Origin of the sequence: Ensifer sesbaniae (assembly GCF_013283665.1) — a bacterium.
In the GTDB taxonomy this organism is placed as follows: domain Bacteria; phylum Pseudomonadota; class Alphaproteobacteria; order Rhizobiales; family Rhizobiaceae; genus Ensifer; species Ensifer sesbaniae.
The window spans coordinates 3,131,763-3,144,708 of record NZ_JABEKU010000001.1 but is presented as its reverse complement, the minus strand read 5'-3'; the positions used below and the strand labels follow the sequence as shown (position 1 = coordinate 3,144,708).

The following is a 12,946-nucleotide window of genomic DNA, read 5'->3' as shown; positions in this document are numbered from 1 at the left end:
TCACGTCATTCCTTGTTCTGCATATGAAGGGCGAGGCGGGTGATCGGCTCGAGAATGATCTGCCTGAGTTGCGGATGGGCGATCGTTTCCTCAAGCGCACGGGTGAAGCAGAGCAGCCATTCGTCCCGTTCCGCAGGGCCGATTTCGGCGACGAAATGGCGACGGCGCAGCATCGGGTGGCCGCGCTTCTCGACATAGATTGGCGGTCCGCCAAGCCAGCCGGTCAGGTACTCGTAGAACTTCTCCTCGCTGCCCGAAAGGTCGGGCGGATGCACGGCGCGGCATCGTGCCGCTTCCGGCAGCGTGTCCATCAACTCATAGAAGCGGCGCGTCAGCGCGCGAACCGTCGGGTCGCCGCCGATCGCTTCGTAAAGGGTGGTGGTTTCGGTTTCCGCCATGCTCGCGTCCTTCATTCCCGGCGGTCCTAGCGCGCGGCATCCGGTCCGACAACGGTTTTCCTGGCAACGGCTTTGCGGCGTTTCATCGCGGCCGGCCGGTGTCCCTTACGGCCGTTCGCGCCCGGGTCTCATCATGGCCGTGGTGGTGGTGGTGGGCCTCAACCCCTTTTCCAAGCCCGCCTTCCTTTGGGACTGTCAAAAGCCGGTCCTCACGCATCCTCGGGCGGCGGTGCTGTCGATTCCCGCAGGATCAGTTCGACCGGCCAGAGTTCATGAACCTCCTCGGTTGGCCTGCCGGAGAGAAGCTGCAGCACGAGGTCGGCCGAGCGTGCGCCGGCAGCGCGCATCGAAGACCGTGTCGCCGAGAGCGACGGCACCATGTTTTCCGCGGTCAGGTAGGGGAAGACGTCGTCATGGGCGATCACCGAAACCTCGCGGCCGATCTCCAGCCCCATGGACCGGGCCGCTCTGTAGATGCCGAGGGCGGTCATCATCGAGCCGGCGACGAAGGCGGTTGGCCGCGGCGTCTGCTCCAGGAAGGAGCGTGCGAAGCGGAAGCCCAGTTCATCGGTGAAATTGCCGTGGGCGACGAGACGCGGATCGAACGGAATGCCGCGCGCCTGCAGCGCGTCGCGATAGCCCTTGTCGCGGTGGAGCGAGAAGGTTCGTCCCTTCCGTCCGTTGATCATGGCGATGCGGCGATGGCCGAGATCGATGAGATGCGAGGTCGCCCGGCGGATCGCGCCTTCGTTGTCGATGTCGAGCCAAGCATGCGGCACGTCGATATCGGATCGACCGTGGACGAGGAAGGGCATGCCGAGCTTGTGGAGGAGCGCAATGCGTTCGTCGTTCGGTTCGGGCGAATGCACGATAACCGCATCGACGCGGCCACTGACGGCGAGCCGGCTATAAAGCTGGATTTCGCCCTTGGGATCCTTGTCATCGATCGGGCTGACGAGGATGTCGATATCCTCGGTGCCGAGCCGCTCGGCCAGCCCGCCCATGAACTCGGAGAAGTGAAATTCCCCCGATCGTCCCATGACGACGCCAATGGCGCCGGCGCGACCGGTGGCGAGCCTCACGGCATTGATGTTCGGACGATAGCCAAGGCGCGATGCCTCTTCGGCCACGCGTTTGCGTGTCTTTTCGCTGACCTCTGGGTAACCGCTCAGCGCCCGGCTGACGGTGGTTGGCGAAAGGCCCAGTTGCTGTGCGAACTCCCTCAGTTTCATTCGGTATGCGTTTCCTCAGCCTAACCCCGGTCCCAGAAATATACACCTTCCCCGTCGGTAACAATCAGTTTGTCGGGGCAGTCCCCTGCCTTGCATCCGAACAGTGTTTTGCCAAACCGTTTTAAATTATCGCTGTTCCCCTTGGATTTTATGGGTCGCCGCCCCTGCGTGCAGAATTCCCTCTCATTTTTATAAGCTATTGAAAATCAACAACTATATTCTAAAACTCGTCGCAATTCGACTTTTTCCAATGCATGGATTGACAGTTTTTTCGTCTTCTGCCAACTTTTTCCGATCCAAACCGCTTTCGATTTTGCTGAGGAGCTTTCGGGCGGTGGAGGGGAACAGGAGGAGTCGACCATCATGAGAACCATGCTCAATGCCCTGAGTTTTTGCGCCGCGATCATTGCAGCCGGGACGGCCAGCGCCGCCGAGCTTTCGCTCGCCGCCAACACGACCGGCAAGAACGTCAATTTCATCCGCGAGCAGCTCGACATCTTCGAGAAGCAGACGGGACACAAGGTGAGCCTGGTCACCATGCCGCCGTCGAGCAGCGAGCAGTTCAGCCAGTACCGGCTGTGGCTTGCCGCCGGAAACAAGGATGTCGACGTCTACCAGACCGATGTCGTCTGGGCGCCGCAGTTGGCCGATCAGTTCGTCGATCTGACGGAAGCAACCAAGGACGTTGTCGGTCAGCACTTCCCGTCGATCATTGCCTCGCAGACGGTCAACGGCCGTCTCGTGGCCCTGCCGGCCTTCACCGATGCGCCGGCGCTGTATTACCGCAAGGACCTCCTGGAAAAGTACGGCAAGACGCCGCCGAAGACCTGGGACGAGCTGGCGGCGACCGCCAAGGAAATCCAGGAGAAGGAACGCGCCGCTGGCCAGGGAGATCTTTGGGGCTACGTCTTCCAGGGCAACGCCTATGAAGGGCTGACCTGCAACGCGCTCGAATGGATCAAGTCGTCAGGCGGTGGCCAGATCGTCGAGCCCGATGGCACGATCTCGATCAACAACGAGAAGGCGGCCGCTGCGATCGACCGCGTCAAGGAATGGATCGGCGCGATTTCTCCGCAGGGCGTGCTCGCCTACCAGGAGGAAGAGTCGCGTGGTGTCTGGCAGACGGGCAATGCCGTCTTCATGCGCAACTGGCCCTATGCCTACGCGCTCGGCAATGGCGACGACAGCGCGGTGAAGGGCAAGTTCGCCGTGGCTCCGCTGCCGACGGCGACCGATGGCGACCAACCGTCCTCGACGCTCGGTGGCTGGAACCTTGCCGTCTCCAAATATTCCGACGACCAGGAAGCAGCGATCGCGCTCGTCAAGTTCCTCGCGTCCCCCGAGGTGCAGAAGCAGCGGGCCATCCAGCTCTCCAACCTTCCGACGGTTGCCGCTCTCTACGACGATGCGGAGGTCGCCAAGGCGCAGCCGTTCATGCCGGCCTGGAAGCCGATCTTCCAAAGCGCCGTACCGCGGCCGTCGGCTGTTACCAAGGTCAAGTACAACGAGGTTTCGGCCAAGTTCTGGAATGCCGTCCACAACACGCTGTCTGGCAACGGCACGGCCGCGGAAAACCTCGAACTGCTCGAAGTCGAACTCACGAACATGAAAGGCGATAGCTGGTGATCCTCCCGGGGGCGAGGGGAGTGCCTTCGGGCCTTCCCTCGCTCCACCGAGCCACCGCCGACGACGCGCTCTTTGAACCAGGTAATTCCGGACGCGATACCGTTTCACGCCGTGATTTGCCGAGAGCAGCGTCGTTCCTCTCGGGCCAACCGTCCGGCCGCGCGCCGAACGGCAAGGGTGAGTATAGACATGACCGATCTTTCACTCGCAGATCCCCCTTCCGCATTGGGACAACAGGCAGGGATCCGTTCAGATCTCAACGCCAGCCGCGTTCGTTCCGCCTGGATCTTTCTCGCGCCAACCTTGCTGGTGCTCGCGCTCGTCGCCGGCTGGCCGTTGCTGCGCACCATCTATTTCAGCTTCACCAACGCGTCGCTGACCAACCTCGAAGGCGCCGAGTTCGTCGGCTTCAAGAACTATCTGAGCTGGATCACGCTGAAGAGCGGGCGCACGGTCTATAACGGCCTGCTCGCCGATCCCGCCTGGTGGAACGCCGTCTGGAACACGCTGAAGTTCTCGGCGATCTCCGTCACCATCGAGACGGTGCTGGGCCTCGTCGTCGCCCTGGTGCTGAACGCCAATTTCCCAGGCCGCGGTCTGGTGCGGGCGGCGATCCTCATCCCCTGGGCCATTCCCACCATCGTTTCCGCCAAGATGTGGGCCTGGATGCTCAACGACCAGTTCGGCATCTTGAACGACCTTCTGCTCGGCCTCGGGCTGATCAGCCAGAAGATCGCCTGGACTGCCAATCCGGAGACGGCGATGGTTGCGGTGCTGATCGTCGACGTCTGGAAGACGACGCCCTTCATGGCGCTCTTGATCCTTGCCGGCCTCCAGATGGTGCCCTCCGATATCTACGAGGCGGCCAAGATCGACGGGGTCCATCCGCTGAAGGTGTTCTGGCGGCTGACGCTGCCTCTGATTCGGCCGGCGCTGATGGTCGCGGTGATCTTCCGCATGCTCGATGCCCTGCGCATCTTCGATCTCATCTATGTGCTGACGCCCAACAACGCCCAGACGAAGACCATGTCGGTGCTGGCGCGCGAGAACCTGTTCGACTTCGACAAGTTCGCCTACGGCGCAACCGCCTCGACGATGCTGTTCCTGATCATCGCGGCGATCACCGTCGCCTACATGTGGTTCGGCCGCGTCAATCTCGAAGGAGGAGAACGCTGATGGTCGCCACCTTAGCCAAGCGCACGGCGTTCTACGCCCTCGTCGCCGCCATCATCGTCATGGCCGTCTTTCCGTTCTATTACGCCGTGCTGACGAGCTTCAAATCCGGAACGGCGCTCTTCCAGGTCGATTACTGGCCGACCGAGATTTCCTTCGAAAACTACGCCGGGGTCGTGTCGAGCAGCGGCTTCCTGCGCAACCTCGCCAACTCGCTGCTGGTCGCAACGATCGTCGTCGCCGTGTCGCTGCTGCTGGCCGTCACCGCTGCCTACGCGTTGGCGCGGGTGCGGTTCCGCGGACGGGGGCTCTTGCTCCTGACGATCCTGTCGGTGTCGATGTTTCCGCAGATCGCCGTGCTTGCCGGTCTGTTCGAACTCATCCGCAGTGTCGGGATCTTCAACACGCCCTTAGCGCTGATCTTCTCCTACATGATCTTCACGCTGCCCTTCACGGTATGGGTGTTCACCACCTTCATGCGCGATCTGCCGGTGGAGATCGAGGAGGCGGCGATCGTCGATGGCGCCACGCCCTGGGTGATCATCACGCGCGTTTTCATGCCGCTGATGTGGCCGGCGCTGGTGACGACGGGGCTGCTCGCCTTCATCGCCGCCTGGAACGAGTTCCTGTTCGCACTGACCTTCACGTCGTCCGATAGCCAGCGCACCGTCCCGGTCGCGATCGCGCTGCTTTCGGGGAGCAGCCAATACGAAATCCCGTGGGGCAACATCATGGCCGCATCGATCATTGTCACCGTGCCGCTGGTGATCCTCGTCCTGATCTTTCAGCGGCGGATCATTTCCGGGCTCACGGCCGGTGGCGTCAAAGGATAGAGCGGGGTGAGGAAAAGTGTGTGCGGTTTTCCGCCCGCATCCCGCTCTAACCCATTAGAATCGATCACGTTTATTGTTTTGGGTCGGCCCGACCCAAAACAATCGTGATCTAAGGAGGAAAACATGGCAGAACTTCAATTGCGCAACATCCGCAAGTCCTTCGGCGCCTTCGAGGTCATCAAGGGCGTCAGCATGGATATCCGGGCGGGTGAGTTCATGGTCTTCGTCGGGCCGTCCGGTTGCGGCAAGTCCACGCTGCTGCGCTTGATCGCCGGGCTTGAGGACATTTCTTCGGGCACGCTCTCCTTCGACGGGCAGGTGGTCAACCAATTGACGCCGTCGAAGCGCGGCATCGCGATGGTGTTCCAGTCCTATGCGCTCTACCCGCACATGACCGTCTTCGAGAACATGTCCTTCGGCATGCAGCTTGCGGGCAAGGACAAGGAACAATGCCGGAAACGCGTGGAGGCGGCAGCCGAGATGCTGCAGCTGACCCCCTATCTCAAGCGGCTTCCCCGTCAGCTCTCCGGCGGCCAGCGGCAGCGCGTCGCGATCGGCCGGGCGATCGTGCGCGACCCCAAGATCTTCCTGTTCGACGAACCGCTCTCCAATCTCGATGCGGCGCTCCGGGTGGCGACCCGGATCGAGATCGCCAAACTGCATCGCAGCATGCACAAGACGACGATGATCTATGTCACCCACGACCAGGTCGAGGCGATGACACTGGCCGATCGCATTTGCGTGCTACGGGATGGTCGGGTCGAACAGATCGGCACGCCGCTCGAGCTCTACGAGAGCCCGAACTCGGTGTTCGTCGCCGGCTTCATCGGCTCGCCGAAGATGAACTTTCTCACCGGCGCTCTTGCCGCTCCCTACGATGCACACACGATCGGCATCCGGGCCGAACATCTGGAGATCAGGGCAGGGGATGGCAAGTGGTCGGGCACGGTGGTGCATTCCGAAATGCTGGGATCCGACAGCTATATCTATCTCGACATCGGCGCTGCTGAACCGGTCATCGTCCGGGAAGGCGGCACCTCGCTTCACCGGCCGGGCGAGACAGTGCAGATCTCGCCGGTCGGCGACAACATCCACCGCTTCGATGCGGAGGGGCAGGCCTTGGGTCGCATGCCGATGAAAGGGGCGGCCTGACAAACCCTGATGAACAACGAGGCAGTCTTGAGCTTCGGGGCCGCAAATTCCCGGCGGCCCCATCTATCGTACGACGACAGGCCCGCAACGGGCAAAACGCAAGGAGAATGACCGTGCCTATCAGAACAGTCGTTTGGGGCGAAAACATCCACGAGCAGACCAACGAGGTGGTCCGCAGCATCTATCCGAACGGGATGCACAACACGATCGCAGCGGCGCTGAACACGGAAAGCGCGATCGAAGCGACGACCGCGACGCTGCAGGAGCCGGAGCACGGGCTCAGCGTCGAGCGTCTGGCCAATACCGACGTGCTCCTGTGGTGGGGCCACAAGGACCACGGCGCCGTCAGCGACGAGGTGGTCGAGCGGGTCGCCAAGCGCGTCTGGGAGGGCATGGGCCTGATCGTGCTGCATTCCGGCCATTTCTCCAAGATCTTCAAGCGCCTGATGGGAACACCCTGCGCGCTGAAGTGGCGTGAGGCCGGTGAACGCGAGCGCGTCTGGGCGATCAACCCGCGCCATCCGATTGCCGAGGGGCTCGAAGAGAATTTCGTGCTCGAGAACGAGGAAATGTATGGCGAGCAGTTCTCGGTTCCCGAGCCGCTCGAAACCGTGTTCATCTCCTGGTTTGCCGGCGGTGAAGTGTTCCGTTCGGGTCTCACCTGGCGTCGCGGCGCCGGTAACATCTTCTATTTCCGCCCCGGCCATGAGACCTACCCGACCTATCATGACGCCAATGTGCAGAGGGTGCTGCGCAATTCGGTGAAGTGGGCCTACAACGCCGACAATCGCTACACGGCGATCCATGATGCGCCGAACGTGCCGGTCGAAAAGGCGCTGGAGCCGATCGTCGAACGTGGGCCGAAGCTGCACCAGGCCGGCGAAGCAGGATATAGGTGAGAACGATGCGTCTTCTTGTTGTTGGAACCGGCGGCATGGCGAACAGCCATGCCCAGGCCTTTGCCAAGATCGAAGGCGTCGAAATGGTTGGCGCCGTCGATGTCGATCCGTCGCGCGCCCGTGCCTTTGCCGAGAAGCACGGGATCGCCGAGGCCTTCACGTCGCTCGACGAGGCGATCGCCTGGGGAAAGTTCGATGCGGCGACGAACGTGACGCCGGACAAGGCGCATCACCCGACGACGCTGGCATTGCTGGCGGCCGGCAAGCACGTGCTCTGCGAGAAACCGCTCGCCGAGAACTACGCCAAGGCGGCGGAGATGGCGGAGGCGGCCGAGCGCTCTGGCTTGGTGACGATGGTCAACCTCACCTATCGCAATGTCGCGCCGCTGCAGAAGGCGCGGGCGATGGTGCTCGCTGGCGAGGTCGGCCAGTTGCGCCATCTCGAGGCCTCCTATCTGCAGAGCTGGCTCGTCTCCAAGGCCTGGGGCGATTGGGCGACGGAATCGCAATGGCTGTGGCGGCTCTCGACCAAGCACGGCTCGAATGGCGTGCTCGGCGATGTCGGCATTCATATCCTCGATTTCGCCGGTTATGGCGCGGGCACGGATGCCGCCCGGATCTTCGCCCGTCTCAAGACCTTCGACAAGGCGCCCGGCAACCGCATCGGTGAGTATGACCTCGACGCCAATGACAGCTTCGTCATGACGGCGGAATTCGGCAACGGCGCCATGGGCGTCATCCATGCCAGCCGCTGGGCGACGGGACATCTGAACGAACTGCGGCTGAGGCTGCACGGCGACAAGGGCGCGCTCGAAGTGGTGCACACACCCGATGACTCCACGCTGCGCGCCTGCCTTGGCGCCGATGTCGAAACCGCCACCTGGCGCGATGTCGATGCGGGCACCGTTCCGACCAACTACCAGCGGTTCGTGGCGGCCGTGCGCGAGGGCAGGGCTGAGGAGCCGGGCTTCCGCCATGCGGCAAACCTGCAGAAGGTGCTCGACCTGGCCATGGAGACGGAAGCCGGACGACGCGAACTCGCGGTTTGACGCACTGGTAGTGCGGGCGGCGTAACCATTGCCACCCGCTGCCTTGTTCAAGGGCTGATTTCAGCTCCCTGAAAGCCCATTCGGCGATCCGTGTTTGACAGCACGGATCGCCGAATGCGGTACTGGACCCCGCGTTTTCTGAGGCACGCTAGGGCCGTTGTAACACCCTGAACTGCTGCATAATATCGCCCTCGATCGATTCCGATTTGACGATTTATGCAACAGGGTCCGCGCGTCAGGGTGTTACCGTTGCGCCGACGGTGTTTTCCACCGACTGGCCGAGACGTCGTACTTGCTCGTCGTAGTTCTTGCGGGTGTTGGGGTCGAAAATCATGATCGGCGTCGAGACCGCGAGGCTCGCCGCGTTGCCGACGGTCTGCGTGGCGCCGAGCGTGACGGCGCCCAGGCGTTCGCCAAGCCCGACATCGGAATCGGTCACGGTCTGGCCCGCGATCAGGCGGTTGCCGAGCAGGCGCACGACTTCCGGACTTTCGGCGAACTTGCCATGGTTCAGCTTGTCGCCGCCCTTCAGCGCCGTCAGGTCGATGACGCTGATGCCGGCCTTTTCCAGTTGCGTGCGGTAAGGCTCAGCGGTCGGATCGATCTGCCCAAGGCGGTCGGCATTGCCGGAAATGCGCCTGGACAAGGTCAGCGCCCGGTCGTCGCGCGACACGAATAGCGTGAACTTCGGCCGCTTGTCGCCCATGGCGCGGATCTGCTGGCCGAAGACATCGACGTCGAGATCGGGCGAAGCCAGGATGACGTCGGTGATCTTGGGCGCGATGCGTTTGTCGCGGATCGCCATCTGGCGCAGAGCCTCGACCGTCAGCCACGAGCCCATGGAGTGGGCCATGACGGTAATTTCACTGACCTGGGGGTTGCTCGAGGCACGTCGAAGCAGTTCCTCCAGCGCATCCCGCGAATAGTTGGTGCTTTCCTTGTCGTAATTGTAGTCGAAGATGCTGGCGCGCGAGGGCCAGGTGAAGATGACCGGGGCGACGTCCGTGCCGGAATCGTGCACGATCTGGGCAAAGCGGTAGACGGCATCTTCGTAGCGATTGTTGAACCCGTGCACGAAGATCAGCACACGACGGCTCTTCGGCAGGTTACCCTTCAGCCAGCTTTGGACGTCGTTGCCCTGATGCAGCGGCGTGACGCTGACCGTGGAAAAGTCGCGCTCCGGATTGGCCGGGAGCTTCTTCGGCCATTGCACTTGGCCGACTTCGCGGTTCTTTTCCGGTGGGATGGAAACGACGATTTCCGTCAGGGAAAGCTGGTCTGACCGTTCGCCGCTGAAAAGCACGCCCGGTTCCGCCGTGGGGGCGCGTGTTGTCGCGACCATCAGGTCGACTTCGGAGGCGCCACCCGTCGTGCCCGAAGGAACGAGCACGCCCACCGGACGACCGGCACAGGCAGCGAGGGTTACGGCAAGCAGGAGCGTGGCGGCGACGCGGCTCCAATGCCCTTCCGAACCTGCCAGTGAAAACGGACGCAGCAACCAAACCCCCAGTACCGCATCATGCGGTGCGACATCCCGGCCATCGGGACCAAGCTATTTCCTTGCATTAGAAACGGCAGATTTTCATCCCTTGATCGATATTGCGCACCTGTTGCCGCTGTGTTTGACGGAGAGATTGCGGCAATCATGCAACATTTCGCTACAGGCAGGCCTGGGTAAAACCCCCTGATATTCATTGAAAAGGCTTTGGCCTTTCAATAGCATCGCCACGACTTTCTCCCGGACACGGCGGTAAACGGCCTGTTCGATCTCCTTGAAATGATGAGGGAATTCAGGAATGCAGGCGGTTTTCGATGGCCATAACGACGTGCTTCTGCGCCTGTGGCAGAACGCCCGGAAGGGGTCCGACCCGGTCCGCGAATTCGTCGACGGTATCGGCGAGGGCCATATCGATGCGCCACGCGCCAGGGCGGGCGGCCTCATCGGCGGCCTTTCGGCGATCTACGTGCCCTCGGGCGATCTGATCCTGCAGCCGCCGGATGAAAACGGCCACTATGAAACGCCGCTTTCGGCGCCTCTCGAACACTTGCCGTCGCTGGCCGTCGCCATGCAGCTCGCAGACATCGCCGTTCGGCTCGACCGGGCAGGGGCGTGGAAGCTCTGCCGCTCGACTGGCGAGATCCGCCGTGCAGTCGAGGCCGGTGTCTTCGCTTCCGTCCTGCATATGGAAGGCTGCGAGGCGATCGGCGCCGATCTTTCGGCACTTGAAACCTTCCATGCCGCCGGGCTGCGCTCGCTCGGGCCGGTCTGGAGTCGCCACAACGTCTTCGGCCATGGCGTGCCGTTCTCCTATCCGAAGTCGCCGGATACGGCGCCCGGCTTGACCGGGGCGGGTTTTGAACTGGTGCGCGCCTGCAATCGCCTCGGCATCCTCATCGACCTCGCGCACATCACCGAGCAGGGTTTCTGGGACGTCGCGAAGACGACAGATCAGCCGCTGGTCGCCAGCCATTCGAACGCGCATGCGCTGACGCCGGCTGCGCGCAACCTCACCGACAGGCAACTCGACGCCGTCAGGGAAAGCAAGGGCCTCGTCGGCCTCAACTATGCGACGACGATGCTGCGCGCCGATGGCCAGGAGAATGCGGCGACACCGCTTTCCGACATGGTTCGCCATGTCGACTACATGGTCGAGCGCATGGGCATCGAATGCGTGGCGCTCGGATCGGATTTCGATGGTGCGACGATCCCCGAGGGGATCGCCGACGCAGCCGGTAACCAGGCGCTCGTTGCCGCGTTGAGAGGTGCCGGATATGGTGACGCCGAACTGGCAAAGATATGCCGGGAGAACTGGTGGAGAGTTCTGGGACAGGCTTGGCACGAGGCCGCCTGAACCATGAAGAAGGGGCCCAAAAGGGCGCAAACGAGGGAACTGCAAAAATGATGCACAAGCTCAATGGACGTCTTCGCCTTCTGACCGCTTCGGCGGCGCTGGCCATGGTCATGGCCGCCACCGCGCCGGCCTTCGCCGAAACGCCGAAGGACACGCTGGTCGAAGCCTTTGCGATCGACGACGTCATTTCGATGGATCCGGGCGAAGCCTTCGAGCTGACCGCCGCCGAAATCACCGGCAACACCTACAGCATGCTGGTGCGCCTCGACATCAACGATACCTCCAAGGTCGTCGGCGATCTCGCCGAGAGCTGGACCGTGTCCGACGATGGCCTGACCTACACCTTCAAACTCAAGTCCGGCCTGAAGTTTGCCTCCGGCAACCCGGTGACCGCGGAAGACGTGGCCTGGTCATTCGAGCGCGCCGTGAAGCTGGACAAGAGCCCGGCGTTCATCCTTACCCAGTTCGGCCTTACCGGCGACAACGTCACCGAAAAGGCGAAGGCAACGGACGAGCAGACCTTCGTCTTCACCGTCGACCAGCCCTATGCGCCGAGCTTCGTGCTCAACTGCCTGACGGCGACCGTCGCCGCCGTGCTCGACAAGAAGCTCGTTCTCGAACACGCCAAGGCAGTAACCCCAAGCGACGACTTCAAGTACGACAACGACTTTGGCAACGAATGGCTGAAGACCGGCTATGCCGGCTCCGGTCCGTTCAAGCTGCGCGAATGGCGCGCCAACGAGGTCATCGTTCTCGAACGCAACGACAACTACTATGGCGAACAGGCAAAGCTCGCCCGCGTCATCTATCGCCACATGAAGGAAAGCTCCGGCCAGCGCCTGGCGCTCGAAGCCGGTGACATCGACGTTGCCCGCAACCTTGAGCCCGGCGATCTCGATGCCGTGTCGAAGAATGCCGATCTTGCCGCCACCAGCGCGCCCAAGGGCACGGTCTACTACATCAGCCTCAACCAGAAGAACGCCAACCTCGCCAAGCCCGAGGTGCGCGAGGCCTTCAAGTACCTGGTCGACTATGATGCGCTCGGCTCGACCATCATCAAGGGTATCGGCGAAATCCACCAGAGCTTCCTGCCGAAGGGCGTACTCGGCGCTCTCGGCGAGAACCCCTACAAGCTCGACGTCGCCAAGGCGAAGGAACTGCTCGCAAAGGCCGGCCTTGCCGACGGCTTCACCGTCACCATGGACGTTCGCAACGGCCAGCCGGTCACCGGCATTGCCGAATCCTTCCAGCAGACGCTCGGCCAGGCCGGCGTGAAGCTCGAAATCATCCCTGGCGACGGCAAGCAGACGCTGACGAAGTATCGTGCCCGTAACCACGACATGTACATCGGCCAGTGGGGCATGGACTATTTCGATCCGAACTCGAATGCGGAAACCTTCACCAGCAACCCCGACAATTCCGACGAAGGCAAGAACAAGACGCTTGCCTGGCGCAATGCCTGGGATGTTCCGGAGCTGACAAAGAAGACCAAGGAAGCTCTCCTCGAGCGTGACGGTGCCAAGCGCGCCGAGACCTACAAGGAGCTGCAGAAGACGGTGCTCAACGAAAGCCCCTTCGTCATCATCTTCCAGCAGACCGAAGTCGCCGGCTACCGCGGCAACGTCAAGGGCCTGAAGCTTGGCCCGAGCTTCGACACCAACTTCGTCGCCGGTATCACAAAAGAATAGGCCGTCTCGAAGGAATAAACCGAAAGGATCGTTCCCTTGAGCAT

General features: G+C 62.2%; 11 protein-coding genes. 8 read left to right on the top strand and 3 right to left on the bottom strand.

The window, feature by feature from the left end:
* Positions 1 to 5: 5 nt before the first annotated feature.
* Both BHMPCIPO_RS15310 and BHMPCIPO_RS15305 read right to left on the bottom strand, forming a co-directional pair.
* The gene (locus BHMPCIPO_RS15310) at positions 6 to 398 is read right to left on the bottom strand and encodes a group II truncated hemoglobin (RefSeq protein ID WP_173517548.1); all 393 of its coding nucleotides are present in this window, start codon (positions 396 to 398) and stop codon (positions 6 to 8) included.
* A 209-nt stretch (positions 399 to 607) separates the two neighbouring features.
* The gene (locus tag BHMPCIPO_RS15305) at positions 608 to 1,630 is read right to left on the bottom strand and encodes a substrate-binding domain-containing protein (protein WP_173517547.1); all 1,023 of its coding nucleotides are present in this window, start codon (positions 1,628 to 1,630) and stop codon (positions 608 to 610) included.
* A 363-nt stretch (positions 1,631 to 1,993) separates the two neighbouring features.
* Between BHMPCIPO_RS15305 and BHMPCIPO_RS15300 the strand changes: the two genes are divergently transcribed.
* From BHMPCIPO_RS15300 to BHMPCIPO_RS15275, 6 genes are all read left to right on the top strand, one after another.
* Entirely contained in the window at positions 1,994 to 3,256 is a 1,263-nt protein-coding gene (locus BHMPCIPO_RS15300) for an ABC transporter substrate-binding protein (protein WP_173517546.1), read from the top strand.
* Between the two features lie 189 nt (positions 3,257 to 3,445).
* The gene (locus BHMPCIPO_RS15295) at positions 3,446 to 4,432 is read left to right on the top strand and encodes a carbohydrate ABC transporter permease (protein WP_173517545.1); all 987 of its coding nucleotides are present in this window, start codon (positions 3,446 to 3,448) and stop codon (positions 4,430 to 4,432) included.
* Positions 4,432 to 5,262 carry a carbohydrate ABC transporter permease gene (locus BHMPCIPO_RS15290; RefSeq protein WP_173517544.1) on the top strand — a complete coding sequence of 277 codons (831 nt, stop codon included), beginning with the start codon at positions 4,432 to 4,434 and terminating at the stop codon, positions 5,260 to 5,262. The genes BHMPCIPO_RS15295 and BHMPCIPO_RS15290 overlap by 1 nt, the downstream gene beginning before the upstream one ends.
* Positions 5,263 to 5,385: 123 nt before the next feature.
* Positions 5,386 to 6,414 carry an ABC transporter ATP-binding protein gene (locus tag BHMPCIPO_RS15285; protein ID WP_173517543.1) on the top strand — a complete coding sequence of 343 codons (1,029 nt, stop codon included), beginning with the start codon at positions 5,386 to 5,388 and terminating at the stop codon, positions 6,412 to 6,414.
* A gap of 107 nt (positions 6,415 to 6,521) precedes the next feature.
* A complete protein-coding gene (locus BHMPCIPO_RS15280) occupies positions 6,522 to 7,313 on the top strand; it encodes a ThuA domain-containing protein (RefSeq protein WP_173517542.1) in 792 nt (263 codons plus the stop codon).
* Positions 7,314 to 7,318: 5 nt separating this feature from the next.
* Positions 7,319 to 8,362 carry a Gfo/Idh/MocA family protein gene (locus tag BHMPCIPO_RS15275; protein ID WP_173517541.1) on the top strand — a complete coding sequence of 348 codons (1,044 nt, stop codon included), beginning with the start codon at positions 7,319 to 7,321 and terminating at the stop codon, positions 8,360 to 8,362.
* A gap of 235 nt (positions 8,363 to 8,597) precedes the next feature.
* On the opposite strand, the gene BHMPCIPO_RS15270 is transcribed toward BHMPCIPO_RS15275, so the two are convergent.
* Positions 8,598 to 9,797: an alpha/beta hydrolase gene (locus BHMPCIPO_RS15270; RefSeq protein ID WP_376741662.1), complete on the bottom strand. Its 1,200-nt coding sequence runs from the start codon at positions 9,795 to 9,797 to the stop codon at positions 8,598 to 8,600.
* Between the two features lie 361 nt (positions 9,798 to 10,158).
* Here BHMPCIPO_RS15270 and BHMPCIPO_RS15265 point away from each other — a divergent pair, with 361 nt between their 5' ends.
* Positions 10,159 to 11,214, top strand: a complete 1,056-nt coding sequence (locus BHMPCIPO_RS15265) for a dipeptidase (protein WP_173517540.1) — start codon at positions 10,159 to 10,161, stop codon at positions 11,212 to 11,214.
* Positions 11,215 to 11,261: 47 nt separating this feature from the next.
* Positions 11,262 to 12,902: an ABC transporter substrate-binding protein gene (locus tag BHMPCIPO_RS15260; RefSeq protein WP_173517539.1), complete on the top strand. Its 1,641-nt coding sequence runs from the start codon at positions 11,262 to 11,264 to the stop codon at positions 12,900 to 12,902.
* Positions 12,903 to 12,946: the final 44 nt, after the last annotated feature.